The following is a 19899-nucleotide window of genomic DNA, read 5'->3' as shown; positions in this document are numbered from 1 at the left end:
CGACCTTTGCGGTGTGTTTTTTTATTCGAGTCAAAGGCAATCTTTGTAATCTTAAAATTCTGAAAATTCCTGATTCTAACAGTTTTTGAAGTCGGATCAAAGATCCTAAATTATCTTCGGTTCCAGATGCGCTGACGCTAACATCTGGAACAGCTTCAACGGTAGAATGAAAAAGGCACCAGCGGGAAGCTGGCGCCAGTGTCATATTTGTGGTGTGTTATATATTCGAGTCAAGCGCACTAATAACCAATAACCTAATCTCTAATAACTTAATACACAACCTCAACAATATTTCTTCACGTCATCAGCAGTGATTTTCTTACCCGACATAATCACCAGACGCTCTACAACGTTTCTCAGTTCTCGGATATTACCGGTCCAGTCGTTTTTCTTGAGTTCATCAAGCGCACCATCTTCAATTTCTTTTTTGGCTGTTCCGTATTCACCAGCCAGGTCATTAAGAAATTTATCAACCAGAAGAGGAATGTCATCCTTGCGATCATTCAAAGCAGGTACTTTAATGATGATCACACTTAGCCTGTGGTAAAGGTCTTCCCTGAAGTTTCCTTCTTCGATCTCCTTTTTCAGGTCCTTATTCGTCGCTGCAAGAACGCGAACATTCACTTTAATATCTTTATCTCCACCTACGCGAGAAATTTTATTTTCCTGTAATGCTCTCAATACCTTAGCCTGTGCAGAAAGTGACATATCGCCGATCTCATCGAGGAATAAAGTTCCACCATCGGCGAGTTCAAATTTTCCTTTTCGTTGCTTCACTGCCGAGGTAAACGCACCTTTTTCGTGACCAAAAAGCTCACTTTCTATCAGCTCTGCAGGTATTGCCGCACAGTTTACTTCGATCATCGGGCCTTTACTTCGCTCACTCTTTTCGTGCAGCCAGCGGGCTACGAGTTCTTTACCCGAACCATTCGGACCGGTGATCAGAACCCTGGCATCTGTCGGAGCTACCTTTTCGATCGTCTCCTTAATTTCTTCCATCGGTTCGGAGGTACCGATCATATCATATTTCTTGGCTATTTTTTTCTTCAGTGTCTTGGTTTCAGTAACCAGGTTTGATTTGTCCAGCGCATTGCGGATACTGACCAGCATCCTGTTCAGATCCGGTGGTTTGGAAATGAAATCGAAGGCTCCTTTTTTGGTGGCATCAACCGCTGTTTCGATCGTGCCGTGTGCAGAGATCATAATGAATTGGGTGTCTTTACCTAGCTCAAGAGCCCTGGAAAGCACTTCCATTCCATCCATTTTCGGCATTTTAATATCACAGAGAACGATGTCATAATCGTTCTTTTCGATTTTTTCAAGCCCTGCCTTACCATCAGGGGCATCATCAACATCGTATTTTTCATACGATAATATATCTTTCAGAGTATCTCTGATTCCCGGTTCATCGTCAATTATCAGAATTTTAGCCATTAGATTTCTGGTTGGTTAAAAAAATAAAATTAAAGAACTGCAAAAGGAATGCCAGACAAAAAGAAGAAAAAAATAAAACAAAGATGAGGGGAAGTGGAAAGTAATGAAAAAATAAAACAAAGGCAGAACGATAAGCCGGGTTCTGTACTCCGTGAGGAGTGCTTATCATTTATCTGGGCCTGGCGTCACCACCAGGCTCGATCGACCTACCCATTCCGGTATCCCGAAGGATGTAAGCGGGCCGCTTTATCCGGAACCTATTTGGTCTTTCAACCCGTAAGGTTTACCTCGCATCCTGATTCACACCAAGACCGGTGAGCTCTTACCTCACCTTTTCACCCTTACCACTGACGAAACCGAAGTTTGTCAGGGCGGTATCTTTTCTGTGGCACTGGCTGTCTCCTGATAAGCAAGGCTTATCAGGAACCTTCCCGTTAGGAAGTACGGTGCCCTGTGTTGCCCGGACTTTCCTCACAAAACTAAGTTTTGAGCGATAAGCTGTACTGCCTTTGTTTTATTTATTACGTAAAATTATGCCATATAGTCTGATTTAGTGTACGTCCAGCCCGGTTAATTTTAATTCGTATTCATCTGCCAGCTCGGCAACTTCAACGATCATCTCTTTTAAAAGATCATCAGTAATGTTATCGAGAAATGTCGCAGCTTCCACTTTGATGAAGTTTTCGCTGAGTACAAATTTGGCGTGGCAGAACCTGGCGTTTTCCACTAAAAGGTGCTTTAGATCTATGGCCGGAGTGTATTCGCATACTTTGGAAGTAAACTCAACACCAGTCTTACCATATTTTTCGTTCATGCGCATCATCCCAAGGACGGTCTGATAACGCGATTCATCAACCGGTACAATAATGACCGATTTGTTTTTGTCGTACTCGGAAAATTGCCCGCCGATCTCGGAGGCGAATTTTTCCATGAATTCCAGAAAGTTCATAATTCGGCTATGGTTAGTTATAAAAAATAATATAAGGATTTTTTATGGTTTCTGGAATTCAAATTAATATTATTTAAATACAACCTTCGTAGCGCCGTAGCCACCCCATTTATCTCTCTGGGTATCTTTGAAGTATTTGATGTTATCCATTCCACTTAAATACTTGTGGATCTTGTTTTTTAATACTCCATTGCCAACACCATGGATAAAGGTGATCTCATCCATATTTGAGCTTAAAGCCTGGTCAAAGTTTCTCAGGAATGTGTCAAATTGTAATTCGAGCATGTCGCTATTAGACATCTTTCCATAATCCTTAGTCAATTCCTCGATATGCAGGTCCACAGAAGCAGCCGGCCTTTTTCCTGCAGGTCTTTCCTGGTACTCACTGGCTTTAGATGATGATTCCATCAACGTATCTTTCAACTGATTGACATCGATCTTAGTTCCCTGGTCATCCAGTCTGAATGTGTATGCATCTGCATCGAGTAATGGAGTTTTTCTTCTGCTTTTAAAGAATTTTGAAGCCTTGAATTTTACTTGTCGGCTCATGGGTACCGGAGTCGGTTCAAACGATCTGGAATGATACATGACATCAGTTCGGTATACCGGCCAGTTATCAAATTCATTGGAGTTGAGGTTGAATAACTTGTAGTGTTCTTTTGGAAGTACTCTTCCGGCAATAACACCTTTGGAATTATCTCCGGATACTTCTGAAAAAGAAAACAGGATCATAAATCCGGTCAAATTGATCAAATGAAGAGACATTTGCTGATCATTGACCGGTTTAAAGGCCAGATATATTCCTTCAGGCCACCCCTCAAGCTTTGCAGGAGCTGCTTTTATGTTCTCAGCTTCTTTTTCATGCTGTGGCTTATCCTCTTTCTTAAAATATGTTGTTTCTTCCCTGCTTATAAAGACCAGTTCTGATCGTAAAACAGGAATTTCGAATCCATCTTCGATCTCAACCGTCACTGTCTTATTATCAACTATTGAGGTTACAACCCCGCTTTCAGTCCCTCTCAAGAACCTTACTTTATCTCCGATGTTCATTGTTTAAAAATATATTGGATGAAAAATTACTTTTCCCCGGGTATTAATCTCCAGTGCCGGGGTCGGTAAATGTATATAATTAACTAGTTTAAGTACGAATTTAAGCCATTTCTTGTTTGTTTTAATGGCTGAAAGATCGATATCCGGGGCCAGGTAAAATTGCCTGTACGGATCGAGGCCTGCTTCGATATTCATGTGGTCACGAGCATAGATCATATCTTCAGCACTATAGCCGACACCAATATTTACAAATTGCAACCACCTCGGAATATCCCCGAAATTATCTGTCTGGATGCTTAGCCAATAGGTTTGTCCGTTATAATCTTTTAATATTTGCTCGTGGAGGCCATCGCCGAGTAGCTCGGGACGTAATTCAGCATAACCCGAGGTTGAAAAGCTGAATTTTGGTCTTACCCATTGCTCTTCCCAGCTCTTATCAGATTGTAAAACGAATAAACCGGTTCCGACAAGATTAGCTAGCAGATCTGTGGCACTGGCTCCATAATCCGGAGAATAGCCGTCGAATATTTCAATTGATGCCATGGCTACCGTGGCTGCAGCAGCACCATAGATTACTGATTTTTTATTTTCAAGCCCTGCATTTCGAAGTCCATCGACCATTAGTTCGGTTATGAAAAAACTACCGGTTATATGGCCGGCTTTATCCATTTGCTTCCATTCTTTGGAGTCATCAAACCACCTGAACGAAACTTTTTCATCATTTTTATACCAGGTGGTTCCCAGGTAGGTCATTGTCGCAGCATAAGTGCCTGCAGAGATCAGAGCAAATCGTGCCACCCTGTTTTTTGTAGTGTCTGTTTCGGTATCACGATATTGTGAAAACCCTCTCAGAGGACTTAAGAGGATCAGAGAGGTCAGAAGTATTCTTACCAAAGCATTCATCTGGTAAACTTAATACTTCCTTTTTACTTCACAGCTTGTTCATAGGTTTTAATTGCCCTTTCTCTTGCTGCTTTATGTTCGACAATAGGAGAGGGATAGTCCCCGTTTTTGATTTCCGGAACCCATTTGTAGACATATTTCATGTCCGGATCGAATTTTTTAAGTTGAGAAGTGGGATTAAATACCCTGAAATAAGGCTGGGCATCGGTGCCCGTTCCTGCAGCCCATTGCCAGCCACCGTTATTACTTGAAAGTTCATAGTCCAGTAACTTGCGGGCAAAGTAAGCTTCTCCCCAACGCCAGTCGATCAGCAGGTGTTTGCACAAAAAACTGGCAACGACCATTCTGACGCGATTGTGCATATATCCGGTCTTATTTAATTGTCTCATTCCTGCGTCGACTAGTGGGTAACCGGTTTTTCCTTCACACCATTTTTTAAACTTTTCTTCGTCATTCTGCCATTTTACGGCATCATATTTAGGCTTGAAATTGTTATTGACGACCTTGGGATTGAAAAACAGGATCATCATGTAAAATTCCCTCCAGATCAATTCGTTTAAAAATGTTTCATTCAATTCTGCTGCTTTCTTAGCCAGCTTTCGGATACTGATAGTTCCGAAACGCAGATGAACACCCAACCTTGAGGTACCATGCTCCAAAGAAGGAATGTCTCTTGTTTCATCATAGGTTTCGATGACCGATTCATTGATGTTGTCAGTTGGGATATCTATATCAGTTCTTTTGAATCCCATGTCTGAGAGCTGATGTGGTTTCCTGACTTTGGTTTCATACAAATTCGAAAGACTATTTTCACTCCAGTAATGAGGAATATTGTCTTTTTCCCATTTGTCAAGCCATGATCTGCTATATGGAGTGAACACTTTATAGTACGAATCAGTTTTAGTCAGGATCTCATATTTTTCAAAGATCACCTGGTCTTTGAAAGTATGAAAACTAATATCTTCTTTCTTTAGCAGCTCTTCTATTTTATTATCTCTTTCTTTTGCATAAGGTTCGTAATCCCTGTTGGTATAAACAGCTTCGATATCATAATCTTTTACGAGAGATTTAAATGCCTTTTCAGGAGTGTCATAAAATGTTAAAAGGCCACTATTGTGCTTTTTGAATTGCTCGTGAAGTTCGTTGACCTTGTCCGAAAGAAAGGTAACCCTGGCATCATCCTCATCTTCCAGGTCATCGAGGATGTCTCTGTCAAATATAAAGATGGGCAATACTTTTTTGTCTGACTTCAGGGCTTCATAAAAGCCATGATTGTCATCAGTGCGAAGATCTCTTCTAAACCAAAAGATATTTATTTTGTCCGTAGCCATTTATTCCGGGTCATTTTCTTCCCTCAAAACAGCTTCCCCTGCAGAAATGTTTTCTTTTTCATCATCTTCAGAGTCCTTTTCTTCTTTTTTCTTCTTTTTATCTCTTCCAAGAAGCTCGTTGATGTTGTCGAAATTTTCTGTGTAAAGTAAGCTTAGGCCTGCATTTACATCCGAACCGGTAAGTGAATAAATATTATTGTAGTCGGTTTTGTTATACATTTTCACCTTCAGTTTACCATCCTGGGTAAGGACATATTCGATAGTCCAGTCTCCGATTAGCTCATTAACAGGTTGGTTACTATTATCCAGCCCGGGAGCATTGGCAGCGTTGTTAAATGTCCCGTCCCTCGTTATTGTCAGGCGGCCATCGAGCATACTATAGGATAAACGAACTCTGAACGTTTCAAATTGCTGGAAATCCAGGTTTACATCCAGATTATCATCAACCTGGCTCAGCCAGTAACTGATTTGGTTAGACAACAACTCTCCCATACTGTTTCCGGCAAAAGTATTTTCCACTGTAAATGTGTTTCTCGGGGTTAATCCACCAAGAACCAGTAAACTGAACACCTGTTGATTCAGGTATTGCTCATTATTTTGAACGTCCCGGTGGAAGGCCTGTACTTCTGCGAGCATCTGTCGTGGATAGTCACCGATCTCAATATCAAAATCTACCGCCGGAGAAAGAAGTGGTCCGTCGATATCCATCAGTACATTTACAGGATATTTTCTTGCCACGTCCGTATTGGTCGTTGTTACCTGGTCATCTTGTGGGATATTTAAGATTGGTCTTAAAGAGGCAAGGTTACTATATGATGCGCGAATATCCAGAACTCCCTGGTATGGATCTCCATACCACGTGATACGGCTATCCGGAAGAATCGAGAAGTGTTTATTAATGACATTATAGAAAACAAAGTTGTAATCTCCACGCTCGATCTGGTAATCACCAAACATATTGAATTCTCCCTGTGTATCGATGATCATTTTTATCTTACCATTACCATATCCCCGAAGAATATCCCCGGTTTTATCATCGAAAATAATTTCCAGGTAAGCATCGGGAGTAACATCAAAATTGAAATCGAGGATCAGTCCGCTCAGGTCGATCTCTTCTTCTATCTCCTCTTCATCTTCAGTTACCGGGTCGCTATCAGCATCCTCTATAGTGATAAAATCTGTGGTTGTCGTACTTTCCACTTCATCACTTACCGGAATGTGAATGTGCGTTCCTTTTTCACTGGTGGCATTTGCTGTGACGTATAAATTTTCAAAAGAACCGAGTATTTCCAGGTCTCCTGTGGCAAAAGCCTCCCCATAAAACAGTTCATTTTGTTTTAGTGTGGTATTAAGAACTTTGAAATTTTCAAGTTCTCCTCTCAGGTCAAGAGTGAAATATTCAAATCCATCGTGGAAAATACCACCATTAAGTATTCCGAGAGCGTTATTAACATCACGTAATCTTAGATTTCTAAATCCGATCTGGTTCTCGTCGAAGAATATTGCTCCCCGGAATGTATAGTAAGTATTCATATAATTCATCCTGATCCCTCCATCATCAATAAATCCATTTCCACGTAAGATCGGATAATCCAGCATACCGGTGATCTTGAAATCACCACGGGCTGTCCCTTTTATATCAGAAAAAATCTTCTTCAGATAGGGTTCGAATATTGTCAGGTTGGCGTCGTCAAAAGTTGCCACGAGGTCCAGTTGATTACGATCACTTTTAGGGAATATATCACCTTTTAAAGATATTGTTTCAAATCCCTGTCTGATCACATTCAGGTCAAGAGCTATTTTCTGCGATTCTTTATTGAATTCAGATACTCCACGTACATTTCCCACAAGGAAATCATCAACTTTTAACGAATCAATCGATAAGACTCCATCAATTTCAGGACTCTGTAATAAATTACCCAAAGTAATGTCACTATTGAGTTCTCCGTAATATTTAACCCTCATTAATGGATTTAATGTACTGATCTGAAAATTATTAACATTGAGATCTAATTCGTGAAAAACTGAATCAGAAATGATTCCATCAAAACTGATCTGTTCATTTTCGTGGTAAATATCAAAGTTTTTCACTCTGAAGACTCTGTCAATCCAGGATATTGAGTTTTCCTGATCTATTGACCAGTTTTTATTTAGAATATTAAAATCTGCTTTTGATATTCTTAAACGGGTGCTGTCAGTGAGAAAATCCAGTTCGCCAATGATGGTCGCATCATTCTCTACACCCTCCTGCTTTGCAAAAAACTCGAGATCGATATGATTTTCACTCCAGATTGCTTCAAAGAAAAGATTCTCGGTATTAAGTGCTTCAGTTACTTTTTGTTTGGAAGATTGTACTACCGCATATGCCAGCACATTGGTACTGTCACGGAATTTTGAAGTAGAAAGATCTACTGACAGATCTTTAAAAATTAAATTTTTGATCTGAAGGGTATCCGTTTCAAGAAATCCGTTGAGAATAGAAGTTTCTCCATTCTGAAATGTCCCGACCAGAGCTATTGTATCCTGAATCTGCAAATTTGATTCAACAAGATCCAGAATAGGCATCATATTAAACCCGGTTACCGTGAAATCAATATCATACGATTCATCGGAACTTGATTTTTTGATTGTATTCAGCTTTTCTTTTTCATTACTTAAGATGTATTTGTATTCTTTAAGCAATATCTGTAAATCACTCCAGGCTGTAGTCAGGTTAAAATCTCCTTCAGCATTAAAATTAACCAGGTCGGAAGTCAGAAGGATTTCCCTGCCAAGAGTGTCTTTTCTCGAAATTACAGACAAAGTATCGACATGAAGTAGGTTGTTTTTATATTCTATGTCAGTGTTGCTGAATTGAGCATTTCCTCTGAGGCTGTCAATGCTAAGGCCTGTGGCATCAATATTAAAGTCTCCTGATAAAGAAAGTTTTTCTTTACTAAGGTTGAGCTCACGAAAAAAGGCAGTGTCCAGGGATGCAGTAACTTGTATTAGTTCTTTGTCTTCATTCAGGTCAATAGTTCCCTCAGTTGTAAATTGAAGGTTTGGATCATCGATGCTTAGTTTACCTTCGAATAACTCACTAGCCAGTCGGGCATTAGTTACAATATTTTGATAATTATATCCCTTTATACCCAGGCTTGAGACCGTTGCATCTAAAATAAAGTCGGCATTTTCCAGTACAAGGCCTGAACCTTTTATCTCTCCAACCAGTGAAACTTCCTGAAAATTCTCAGGCTGGTTAAAATACTTTCCGATATCAAAATTGCTCAATACCAGGTCCCCTTTATAACGAGCGGCCTTATCATCTTCATAAAGCTTTAGGTTAATATCAGTTTCGATATAGCCAATTTCAGTTTCAAAAATCGCGTTACTAACAAAGTCATTAATAAAGCCGATAAACTGCCCTTCAATATAAGTTTGCCCCAGGGGTGTCAAAAGTGTATCACGTTGGCCTGGAATTATCCGTTGTAAGTCTTCGTTGTACATATTTGCCTCGTCGAGAGTCAGAAACATAAAAGTCTCACCGACATTAGGCAGACCGGCAAATTCCATACTTCCCCTGATCTTACTTCGCTGTGCATAATTTATGTTTAATTCATATACTGAAAAATCAGTAACTCCTCCGCTAAATACACCGGATACTTCATGTTTAGCTTTCTGACCTTTAAAATAAGTGGCGAAAAGGCTAAGGTCTTTAGCATCGAGAATTGAGTTATTAATTCGTGCATCAATATTTACTGAGTCGACGAAATAACTCAGAGCAGCCGGAGAATTGTATGTAAATACCAGGCTGTCCTTAATCGTTGATTCACCGATATCCAGATTCAGATCTTTAAAAGACATCAGGTTGTCACAATACAAAAAGTTTGACTGAAGATCCTCTATATGCAACCTGTTGTACACCGGATCTCTTGTATTCAGAAAGTCTGAATAAAATGAAACGGAATCATTGAAGATTTCGAAATCTTCCAGGTGAGCATTTATATCACTGATTTTAAAGTGAAAAAGATCAAAACGATCGGGTGGAAAGCTGTCTTTTTCAATATAATTATAGGTGAAATATCCTTTATCAATAAAGACGTCTGTGAATGTTACCCAGGTTCTTCTTTTTGTTTTGGTCTGTTTTCTGGCCAGTTTTTTTAGAGACTGGATAAAGACTGTCAGGTTTAGTGTGTCCTCACCGGGATGCTTGATCATATGGACTGTCGGACGGTCAAGAGCTACTTTATTGAGGTGAACTCTTCCGTTTTTGGTTATTCCGGTGATGTCAAAATTTACGATCAAGCGGTTAATGTCAGCCATCAAGCTATCATTTCGATCGTAAACCTGAATCCCATTAAGGCTTATTTCGTCATACCAAAGCACACCGACCTTGTCAAAATTGACCCTGTATCCCGTTTCTGCTTCCAGTTTTGCTTTTAACCTTCCGGTGATCTCACTCTGTACAAAAGGCATTTGAATAAGTGCAGTTAACATTAAAAATAAGATGATCAGCCCAAGAATTACTCTTGCGAGTAATTTGAGTACCTTATTTTTAATAACTTGCGATAATTTTGTTTGCTTATTCAATTTATGTCAATTCATATTTTAGCCATAGAGTCCTCGTGCGATGAAACAGCCGCCTCGGTAATTTCCGATGGAAAGGTTGTTAATAATATCATTGCCACACAAGATATACACGAAAAATACGGGGGTGTCGTTCCCGAATTAGCATCTCGTGTACATCAACAGAACATTGTTCCGGTTGTTACCGAAGCACTTAAACAAGCAAATATAAATATTTCAGACGTCAATGCAGTAGCTTTTACGCGCGGACCTGGATTATTAGGCTCATTATTAGTCGGAGTTTCTTTTGCAAAAGGCCTTAGCCTTGCCAGAAATATTCCAATGATCGAGGTAAATCATATGCAGGCGCACATTCTGGCCCATTTTATTGATGATCCGAAGCCAGAGTTTCCGTTTATCTGTTTGACTGTCAGTGGAGGCCATACTCAGCTGGTTCTGGTCAGAGAATTTCTGGATATGGAGATCATCGGTCAGACAAAAGATGATGCAGTAGGTGAGGCCTTTGATAAAGCTGCTAAAATTATGGGATTACCCTATCCGGGAGGTCCATTGATAGATAAATATGCGAAAGAAGGAGATCCGGAAAAATATTCTTTTCCACCGGCAGAAATTCCCGGGTTGGATTTTTCATTTAGCGGAATCAAAACAGCGATATTATATTTTCTGAGAGATGAGCTCAAAGGAAATCCAGAATTCATCAATGAAAATTTAAACGATATCTGTGCCGGAATTCAGCAAAGTTTAATTAATATGTTGATGGATAAGCTGAGAAAGGCAGTAAAGCAGACCGGAATTAACCGGGTAGCTTTAGCGGGGGGTGTATCTGCAAACTCCGGATTAAGATCAGCACTTACATCAGAAGCTGAGAGGAAAGGCTGGCAAACCTTTATCCCTGCTTTTGAGTATTGTACTGATAATGCAGGCATGATAGCCATGGCAGCATGGTATAAGTACCAGGCAAACGAATTTGTGGATCTGTCTGTATCGGCAGAACCAAGATTAAAGTTTTAAAAACAGAAATGAGTAAAAAAGATAAAGACATACAAAATCAGGTAAATATTAAAAACCGCAAGGCTTCATACGAATATGAATGGCTGGAGAAATATACTGCGGGCCTGGTATTAAAGGGGACCGAGATCAAATCCATAAGAATGGGTAAGGTTAACCTACAGGAGGCTTATTGTACATTCCATAAAGGAGAATTATGGGTTAGAAGCATGCATATATCTCCTTATGAGCAGGGTAGTTTTTACAATCACGAAGCCAAAGCTGACAGAAAGTTACTCCTTAATAAAAGAGAGCTTGAAAAGCTCAAGGGGAAAATGGAAGAAAAAGGGTTGGCAATTATACCGACCAAACTTTTTATAAATGACCGGGGCTTTGCCAAATTAAATATCGCCCTTGCCAAAGGTAAAAAGCTTCACGATAAGCGGGAATCGATAAAAGAGAAGGATATGAAAAGGGAATTACAAAGACAGCGATTTTAGCTGTCTTTTTTTTTGTACGCTTTCAACCTGCCATAATTAATTATCGTTCTGTATATTTAATGGAAACAAAAAGTATGGAAATAAACAAAAAAGGTATTTGCAGACTATCGATCGTCCCTGTGCGTGGTGAACCCAGGCATGCAGCTGAGATGGTTACTCAATTACTTTTTGGGGATCATTACGAAATTATTGAAGAAAAAGAGGAATGGAAGAAGATCAGAATGGCTTTTGATGATTATGAAGGCTGGATAGATGCTAACCAGCACCATGGTATTTCAAATGAATATTATGATCAGATTGCCTTTTCAGATTTTCGAATTTCAACAGAAAAGGTTTCTACTATCTTATTTAATAAACAATCACTGGATATCGTAGTGGGAAGTGTACTTCCGTTATCAACCAATGAGTTGTTTAAAATGGAAGAGCAGATCGCTTTTAACGGTGAATCTAAAAGTATGGGGAGTAAAGGGACCGAGGAGGATATTAAAAATACAGCAATGAAACTCCATAATTCTCCCTATCTGTGGGGCGGTAGAAGTCCTTTTGGATACGACTGTAGTGGATTTGTTCAAATTGTTTATAAATTAAATGGATACTTTTTACCGAGAGATGCTTCCCAGCAGGCATTGGTAGGAGAGGAGATTGTAAAACCGGAGGATGCCTCCATGGGTGATATAGCCTTTTTCGAAAATGAAAAAGGAAGAGTAGATCACGTTGGCATTATTCTGGATAACAATAAAATAATTCATGCCTCAGGTAAGGTTCGTGTAGATGAGCTAACATCTAAAGGTATATTTAATAGCGAGAAGAATATTTATACACATAAAAAACTTCATGCGATAAGACATGTTATAAGAAAAAGAAAGGAGTAAATAGTGAGCCAGAAGGTCTTATTATTAAATCAGGATTACAGCCCGTTGGCAGTTTGTACAGTAAATAAAGCATTTATTCTTCTATACCTGGAGAAAGCAGACATGGTACGCGAAGTGGATGGAGAAGCTCTCCATTCTGTTGACAGAACATTTCCCAAACCTGCTGTTATTAAGCTCAGAAAATATATCTACCTGCCGTACAAAAATGTCATGCTTTCAAGGCAAAATATATTTAGAAGGGACAAGCATCAATGTCAGTATTGTGGCAAATCTTCTGATCTTACTGTTGACCACCTGATACCCAAGGCCAAAGGCGGAAAAACCACATGGAGTAACCTGGTAACAGCCTGTAAAAGGTGTAATACTGTTAAGGGAAATAGTACTCCTGAAGAAGTCGGACTTCGGCTAAAACAAAAGCCATACAGGCCAAATTACCTTCTTTTCTTAAGAGATTATTTGGGAAACCAAAACAAAGACTGGGAAGATTTTTTTCCTCAGGCCAGCGCTTAATAATTTTCGTGAATTATACGGAAAATATTCTCCATTTTCTTTTTAACCAGGGCGGTTCTTTCAGTGTAATGATTATTCATAAAACTGAAGATCAGCATTTTACCACTTTTTGTTTTAATGTAACCACTCAGGTTGAAATTGTTATTCAAACTACCGGTTTTTCCCCATAAGAAGGGATCGTCTTTTTCTTCTTCCAGAAAATATTTTAATGTGCCGGTACTTCCGGGAACAGGGAAATAAGAAATCAATTCCTCCTTATCTTCAAAATCCTCATAGAGGAGATTTAGAATGGTAACGAAATGGATCGGAGAGAATAAGTTATATCTTGATAATCCACTTGCATCTCTCCAGAGCGGGGCTTTTTCCCAGCGGTCAGCCAGACTATCCTGCATTAGATTGATAATGAGTTTAGTCGATAAACTGTCTGAATAAAATGAAGAAGCATTAATTAAGAGCTGCTCAGCGATAAAATTATCACTGTCGATCATCATTTTTCTCAGTACTGTATCTCTTCTCACCCCTTCCATTACGATTTCGTCTTCATTGTGAGACATGAATTCTAATGGCGACCGCCTGATGAATACCGGTTTTCTAAGTGTATCTTCAAGAATACAGGTCAGAACCTGGTCGTCGTATTCCAATGGTACATTAACCGGGTCATCATTGTAAAACATAGACGGATAGATCGTGAATGAATTATCTGCCATATCCCGGCTAACTCTGTAAATCCCTCTACTACCTTTTCTGTCTAGTTTAGTAGATGGGAGAAAATATTTGGGATAAACATTGAAAGAACTATCAAGCCTGTCAAAGTCAACTCTAATTGCATTTCCACAGACCGGGAAGCTTGCTCTTTCATTACTGAAGAAATAGGTGTAATCATCCCATGCCCAGCCCGGACCATAATGTTGACCTTCGTAGTTACCGGTTAAAAAGACAATGGTTTTATCTGTTTTCTTCAGAAAATCAAGCAAGGGCTGTTCTTCAAAGTCGGGATGTAAAAAAGTCGGGTCACCAGTGCCCTGAATATATACCGTGTCTCCACGATAGAAATAATGACACGCAGCAAGTCTTTCTGGAATTAGTTGGGTGGATGTATAAAATGTAAAGATTTTAACGTTAGAAGCCGGGTTAAAGAATTTCCTTTCATTGAGTGAATAGATCGTGTCACCGGATTCCGGATCGTAAAGCATGAAGCCGGTAAAGTTATCTTTGAAAAGCTGGGTAGTATCAAATGCGATTTCCACCAGGTTTTGTGACCTAGATGTAAAAATCCCGAATACTATTAAAATTGAGATAAAAAAATGTCTTAACATAGATTACTGGCTCTGCTATTCTTATAAATTTAATTTCTTTTTTACTTCTTCCAAATCCTCTGGGGTATCGATACCGATTGATTCAATATCAGTTTCAACCATTTTTATTGAGTATCCTTTTTCCAGCCATCGTAGCTGTTCCAGCGATTCTGCTTTTTCTAATTTACCCTCAGGAAGCGAAGCAAGTTTTTTTAATATATCACTTCTGTAGGCATAAATCCCCAGGTGTTTGAAATAATCGTAATTGTCCATCCAGACTGCTTCTTTGCTATTTCTTTGATAGGGGATGGTCTGCCTTGAAAAATACAATGCATTTCCCGGTTCTGATACCACTACCTTAACAACGTTCGGATTGAATAAATCTTTTCTGTCTTTGATTTTTTTCATCATCGACCCGATCTCTACTTCAGGTGTGAGAGCATCACAAAGGCTTGATATTTGTTCCGGTTTCAGAAAAGGCTCATCGCCCTGGATATTGATTGCGAAATCAAAATCACCGGTACACTTTGTTAATGCTTCATAACATCTGTCAGTCCCGCTGGGATGATCTTCACGGGTCATTACTGCTTTTCCTCCATTAGAATTAACGTGATCGTAGATATCCTCGTTATCTGTCGCTACGATTACTTCAGAGATTTTTTCAACTTTAGATACCTGTTCAAATACCCTCATTACCATCGATTTCCCACCAATATCAACCAGGGGTTTACCCGGAAATCTTGTGGAGGCATATCTCGCTGGTATTATTCCTGTTATTTTCATTTTATGCTTTCGCTTTGACTAGTAAACTACTTCCTTCATCTCGAATTACCACTATTCTTTGTCCCCTGGCAATAAACTCTCCACGGGTATATGCATCGTAGTAATCATCTCCAATAGTAACTTTCCCACTTGGTCGTAATACGGTAAAGGCTGTTCCGATCTTTCCGGTCAGGTCTTCTTCATTTTTTACTTTAGAAGTATACCCCAGTTCTTTAGTTGCCTCATAAGATAAAGCGATTTTGCTGAATATCGGAGACTTATAGATTGTAACTCCCCCGACTATCATCATTACTCCTGCTACCAGTGAGGATGTAACGACAACTCCTATTGCACGAACGATGCTTTCTATATTAACAAAATCGAAATTAAAGTTATCATTATCCAGCATAACAAGAGTTAGACTGGTAAAGATCAGGATCAAGCCTCCCACACCGGCTATACCAAATCCCGGTATAACGAAGATCTCCAATGCGAGTAAAACAATGCCGATGAAAAATATCAGGATCTCCCAGTTGGCGGCAAGTCCGTTGAGATAGTAGGGTATAAAATATAAAACTGCTGCAATGATCGATGCTGCAATTGGGAAACCAATTCCGGGAGTTTGTAACTCATAATAAATTCCACCAACCATAATCAGGATTAAAAATCCGGAGACTACCGGGTTGAGTACCAGTGAAATTACTTTTTCAGTCCAGCCCAGAGTGAAATCTTCTGTCTGTGCCTCTGTAAGGTTGGTTCGGTCTAAGATGTCCTGATAACTATCTACCTGGGCCTCGCAATAACCATACTTAATCGCTTCAGTGGTTGAAAAGGTAATCACATCTCCCTCTGGTGAGATACTATCAATTTCAAGGGTCTCATCTACCATGCCTTCAGCTATCCTCGGGTCTCTGCCTCTTTTTTCTGCAGTCGCCCGCATAATGCTTCTCATGTAACTCTGATATTTGTCAGGAGCCGCCTCACCAGTCTGGGTCACTACGGTTGCCGCTCCGATACTCGAAGCTGGAGCCATGTAGATGCTATCACAGGCGATTGAGATCAATGCGCCAGCAGAAGCAGCGTCAGTATTGATGTAAGCATATACCGGAATTTCAGATCTTAGGATCCTCTCACGAATGTCATTAGCATCGGTCACTAAGCCTCCGTAAGTATCAAGTTCAAGGATGATGGCATCGAATCCTTCTTCCACAGCTTTCTCCATACCGAGTTCAATATATCTGTTTGTTCTCGGATCGATCTCGGAGTCTACTGTTAGAATTAGTACCTTACTGGTTTCCTGTCCAAAGGCAGTCAGGAAAACTAAAAAATATAAAATGGTAAAAAGTTTCAGTTTATTAACCACTGTCGATTTATTAATTTTAAGTTGAAATACTAAAATAGTGAAACAAGCTCCTAAATCCACTTTTTCATATACATTTAAATTTCCGGTCTGGCAAACGGTGATAAGTTCTGACGGTAAGAGTCTTGGAATTGAAGCCAGGGGTGAAGGATTAGATGACGTAGATTTTTTCCGCTACGATATCAAGAATGAGAATATCATCCCGATTGAAGTAAAGCTTCCTGATAAATGGTGGTTGCGATTGATGTTTTTGTCTGATAAATACTATGTTTTTCATGAGTATAAAGGTGAAGGCAATCCCGAGGTCGCAAGGTCACTGGTTATCGGGAGAAAGGGAGAGATTATTGATGAATATGAAGATATGATCTTTAATGGATCAATTTCAGGCAGTGATACATTTGTATTTACAGAATCAGGTGGTGACGAAGATTCATTTTTATATGATCCACAATCCAGAGAGCTATTAAAAGATAATGAAAGTTTTGGAAAGATAACCGGAAGGACCTCTGAAATACAATTCCCGACACAATATCACCAAGGTTCGGAATATTTTGATGATGTCAATGAATTTTTAGAGACAAAAAATATAAAATCATCTATCGGGGCCGTTGAATACATGGAAACCGAAAGTTTTATTTTAATTTCAGGTTATAATAAAATAGGTAAGCTCTTTAATCATAAACTTTTTATCTTTGATGAAGAGGGAAACTTATTGAAAGAAATTTTACTTGAAAGTGCCGGGAAAGGTTTGACTAAGGAGCCTTATTTTGTAATGAACGGCAAGCTTTTTGTGATTGAAGATAAAAATACTATTTCAACTTATGAAGTCTAAATTTTTAATACTCGCTTTAGGATTACTATCATTTTGTTCTGCACTGAATATCAATGCACAGGAAGTCAGAGAGAAAGATGGGCAAAAGTTTATTGTTCATATAGTTGAGGCAGGACAAACAGCCTTTTCGATATCTAAAGCTTATGATGTTGAGATTAGTGAGATTGAAAAATATAATCCTGAATTTTCGAAAGTGATCAAAGTAGGACAGGAGGTGATGATTCCAAAAGGTAATGCCCAGGCACAGAATAGCGGGTCTCCATCATCTTCAAATACAAAGAAGCATATAGTAAAGAAAAAGGAAACGTTATTCTCGATTTCGAGAAAATACAATATCACCGTCAATGAAATTAAGACCTGGAATGACCTCGATGGTAACAGTATCGACCTGGGACAGGAATTGATTGTATCAGCACCATCGGGTAGCTCTTCTCAGAGTAAAACAACGACAAATACCGGTAATTATTCAAACACAAAAATTAAAGGAACTCATAAAGTTGAAGGAGGGGAAACTCTTTATAGTATTAGTAAAAAATATAATGTAGAAGTTGAGGACCTGGTAAAGTGGAATAGTTTACCAGATAACTCTGTATCTATTGGGCAGGTATTGGTAGTTACTTCTCCTGACGGAGCCAAGCCAGTAAAAGAAAGTGATAAAGAAAACAACAATACAGCTGATAATACCGCAACAGCCAGTACTAATACTAATTCCGGATCTGAAAGGGAAGTGTTTACTGTTCCGGCTATTGATGTACAATCTCACGACATCAAAAAAGTTGTTGAAAAAGGTGTAGCCGAGGTTATCGAAGGTACAGGCAAGAATGATCAGTATCTTGGATTGCATAAAACAGCTCCTGTAGGGACCCTACTCGAGGTGATTAATGAAGCGAATAAAAGAAGAGTGTTCGTCAGAGTTATTGGTAAGTTGCCTTCTAATACTAGTCAGGACCTGATCTTAAGAATGTCTGAAAGAGCATATCAGCGATTGGGTGCTGCGGATAAAAAGATCAGGGTACAGCTCTCTTATTTCCCTTACTAGGTATGAAATTATCGTTGAGAGATGTAAAGGAGCATTTAGATGATGCGCTGATAAAATATGCCCAACCGGGTTTTATAGGTTCTGATCCGATTCAGATTCCTCATTCATTCTCGAGAAAGCAGGATATTGAAATTGCAGGTTTATTTGCTGCTACATTGGCGTGGGGGCAAAGAAAAACGATTATCAACAAATGCAATGAGCTCATGGACATGATGGACAGGGCTCCTCACGAATTTATCCTTGGACACAGTGAGGAGGAACTGCAAAGATTGAGTTCATTTAAGCATCGGACCTTCAATAACGAAGATCTACTTTATTTCATCCGGTTTTTAAATTACTGGTATTCAGAAAATGATTCCCTGGAAGATTTATTCTATGTTGATCCGAACGATTCCTCACAACCCGTAAAACAGGGATTGATCAATTATCACAGAACTTTTTTTTCACTTTCCGATTCACCTTCGAGAACAAAAAAGCATGTCAGCACTCCCGAAAGGAAAAGTGCCTGTAAAAGATTGAATATGTACTTACGATGGATGGTTAGATCGGACAAAGAAGGGATTGACTTTGGGATTTGGAATAAGATCAGTACCGCTGATCTGATCTGTCCACTGGATGTACACGTGGAGCGTATAGCCAAGGCACTCAATCTATTGAAAAGAAAACAATCAGATTGGCTTGCTGCCGAGGAACTTACTTCAAATCTAAAAAAAATGAACCCTGAGGACCCGGTGAAATATGACCTGGCCCTTTTCGGACTCGGAGTGATGGAAGGCATTTAAGCCTTCCAGTTTTCAGGATCAGTTCTCCATGATTTTAATGATACAAGATCTTTTTCCTTAACCAGACCTCGATCAAGCGCTTCTTTTAGCATATTGGAATAATCACTGAGGGAAACGAGCTTGATTCCGGCTTCTTTGAAATTATTTTCAGCGATCTCAAAACCGTAAGTAAATATTGAAACCATTCCCAATATTTCTGCACCGGCCTCTTTTAATGCTTCTGCCGCTTTCAGGGAACTGCCACCGGTAGAAACCAGGTCTTCAACCAATACTACCTTTTGTTTTTTATCGACTTTGCCTTCAATCATGTTTTTCATTCCATGGCCCTTTGGCTTTGACCTGATATATAAGAATGGTAAGTCCAGAATGTCTGCAGTCAGAGCTCCCTGTGGTATTCCTGCAGTAGCCACCCCTGCGATAGCTTCCACTTCTGGAAATTGCTTTCTGATTGTTTCTACAAGGGCATCTTTTAGGTACTTTCTAGTGTTGGGAAAAGATAATGTGATTCGGTTATCACAATATACCGGGGAATTCCATCCCGAAGCCCAAACGAATGGTTTTGAAGGTGATATTTTTACGGCGCCTACTTCGATCAATTCAGACGCTGTTCTTTTAGCTGTATCCGGATTAATATTTACATAACTCATGACGCGAAATTAATCAAAATCATCTAAGCAATTAATACTTTTATATGTGTTTTAAGTATCGAAATCTTGTGACAGCTCAG

17 protein-coding genes and 1 other RNA gene are annotated in these 19899 nt (G+C 39.4%); 7 read left to right on the top strand and 11 right to left on the bottom strand.

The window, feature by feature from the left end; all coding sequences use genetic code 11:
- Positions 1-282: 282 nt before the first annotated feature.
- The 7 genes from DCC35_RS15665 to DCC35_RS15635 all read right to left on the bottom strand — a co-directional run bounded on the left by DCC35_RS15665 (position 283) and on the right by DCC35_RS15635 (position 10143).
- The gene (locus DCC35_RS15665) at positions 283-1434 is read right to left on the bottom strand and encodes a sigma-54-dependent transcriptional regulator (protein WP_137091698.1); all 1152 of its coding nucleotides are present in this window, start codon (positions 1432-1434) and stop codon (positions 283-285) included.
- A gap of 115 nt (positions 1435-1549) precedes the next feature.
- Positions 1550-1944, bottom strand: an RNA gene (gene rnpB, locus DCC35_RS15660) — RNase P RNA component class A.
- Between the two features lie 40 nt (positions 1945-1984).
- A complete protein-coding gene (locus DCC35_RS15655; RefSeq protein WP_137091697.1) occupies positions 1985-2383 on the bottom strand; it encodes a type III secretion system chaperone family protein in 399 nt (132 codons plus the stop codon).
- Positions 2384-2452: 69 nt separating this feature from the next.
- Complete coding sequence (locus tag DCC35_RS15650) at positions 2453-3433, bottom strand: Smr/MutS family protein (protein ID WP_137091696.1); 981 nt, start codon at positions 3431-3433, stop codon at positions 2453-2455.
- A gap of 3 nt (positions 3434-3436) precedes the next feature.
- A complete protein-coding gene (locus DCC35_RS15645) occupies positions 3437-4336 on the bottom strand; it encodes a DUF2279 domain-containing protein (protein ID WP_137091695.1) in 900 nt (299 codons plus the stop codon).
- Between the two features lie 23 nt (positions 4337-4359).
- Complete coding sequence (locus tag DCC35_RS15640) at positions 4360-5667, bottom strand: cryptochrome/photolyase family protein (RefSeq protein ID WP_137091694.1); 1308 nt, start codon at positions 5665-5667, stop codon at positions 4360-4362.
- Positions 5668-10143 (bottom strand): translocation/assembly module TamB domain-containing protein, encoded by a 4476-nt coding sequence (locus DCC35_RS15635; protein ID WP_217495857.1) that lies wholly within the window; start codon positions 10141-10143, stop codon positions 5668-5670.
- A 96-nt stretch (positions 10144-10239) separates the two neighbouring features.
- Here DCC35_RS15635 and tsaD point away from each other — a divergent pair, with 96 nt between their 5' ends.
- From tsaD to DCC35_RS15615, 4 genes are all read left to right on the top strand, one after another.
- The gene (tsaD, locus tag DCC35_RS15630) at positions 10240-11244 is read left to right on the top strand and encodes a tRNA (adenosine(37)-N6)-threonylcarbamoyltransferase complex transferase subunit TsaD (RefSeq protein ID WP_137091692.1); all 1005 of its coding nucleotides are present in this window, start codon (positions 10240-10242) and stop codon (positions 11242-11244) included.
- An 8-nt stretch (positions 11245-11252) separates the two neighbouring features.
- Positions 11253-11720 (top strand): SsrA-binding protein SmpB, encoded by a 468-nt coding sequence (gene smpB / locus DCC35_RS15625; RefSeq protein WP_137091691.1) that lies wholly within the window; start codon positions 11253-11255, stop codon positions 11718-11720.
- Between the two features lie 74 nt (positions 11721-11794).
- Entirely contained in the window at positions 11795-12592 is a 798-nt protein-coding gene (locus DCC35_RS15620; protein ID WP_137091690.1) for a C40 family peptidase, read from the top strand.
- Positions 12593-12595: 3 nt separating this feature from the next.
- Positions 12596-13102: an HNH endonuclease gene (locus DCC35_RS15615; RefSeq protein WP_137091689.1), complete on the top strand. Its 507-nt coding sequence runs from the start codon at positions 12596-12598 to the stop codon at positions 13100-13102.
- Here the strand turns inward: DCC35_RS15615 and DCC35_RS15610 are convergent.
- The 3 genes from DCC35_RS15610 to DCC35_RS15600 form a co-directional block, all read right to left on the bottom strand.
- Positions 13099-14349: a D-alanyl-D-alanine carboxypeptidase gene (locus DCC35_RS15610; RefSeq protein WP_175402839.1), complete on the bottom strand. Its 1251-nt coding sequence runs from the start codon at positions 14347-14349 to the stop codon at positions 13099-13101. The two genes, DCC35_RS15615 and DCC35_RS15610, sit on opposite strands and share 4 nt — an antisense overlap.
- 90 nt (positions 14350-14439) lie before the next feature.
- Positions 14440-15180 carry a 3-deoxy-manno-octulosonate cytidylyltransferase gene (gene kdsB, locus DCC35_RS15605; RefSeq protein WP_137091687.1) on the bottom strand — a complete coding sequence of 247 codons (741 nt, stop codon included), beginning with the start codon at positions 15178-15180 and terminating at the stop codon, positions 14440-14442.
- A gap of 1 nt (position 15181) precedes the next feature.
- Complete coding sequence (locus tag DCC35_RS15600) at positions 15182-16522, bottom strand: NfeD family protein (protein ID WP_246070044.1); 1341 nt, start codon at positions 16520-16522, stop codon at positions 15182-15184.
- A gap of 37 nt (positions 16523-16559) precedes the next feature.
- On the opposite strand from DCC35_RS15600, the gene DCC35_RS15595 reads away from it, so the two are divergent.
- From DCC35_RS15595 to DCC35_RS15585, 3 genes are read left to right on the top strand one after another with little or no spacing between them, the layout of a single operon-like run.
- On the top strand, positions 16560-17351 hold the full coding sequence (locus DCC35_RS15595; protein ID WP_137091686.1) for a hypothetical protein: 792 nt from the start codon (positions 16560-16562) through the stop codon (positions 17349-17351).
- On the top strand, positions 17341-18390 hold the full coding sequence (locus DCC35_RS15590; RefSeq protein WP_137091685.1) for a LysM peptidoglycan-binding domain-containing protein: 1050 nt from the start codon (positions 17341-17343) through the stop codon (positions 18388-18390). The genes DCC35_RS15595 and DCC35_RS15590 overlap by 11 nt, the downstream gene beginning before the upstream one ends.
- Positions 18391-18392: 2 nt before the next feature.
- Complete coding sequence (locus DCC35_RS15585) at positions 18393-19172, top strand: TIGR02757 family protein (RefSeq protein ID WP_137091684.1); 780 nt, start codon at positions 18393-18395, stop codon at positions 19170-19172.
- On the opposite strand, the gene pyrE is transcribed toward DCC35_RS15585, so the two are convergent.
- Positions 19169-19819: an orotate phosphoribosyltransferase gene (gene pyrE, locus DCC35_RS15580; protein WP_137091683.1), complete on the bottom strand. Its 651-nt coding sequence runs from the start codon at positions 19817-19819 to the stop codon at positions 19169-19171. The two genes, DCC35_RS15585 and pyrE, sit on opposite strands and share 4 nt — an antisense overlap.
- Between the last annotated feature and the right edge of the window lie 80 nt (positions 19820-19899).

The organism is Mangrovivirga cuniculi, from assembly GCF_005166025.1.
In the GTDB taxonomy this organism is placed as follows: domain Bacteria; phylum Bacteroidota; class Bacteroidia; order Cytophagales; family Cyclobacteriaceae; genus Mangrovivirga; species Mangrovivirga cuniculi.
Note: the sequence above shows the minus strand (reverse complement) of the source record. Positions and strands in the feature narration are given on the sequence as shown.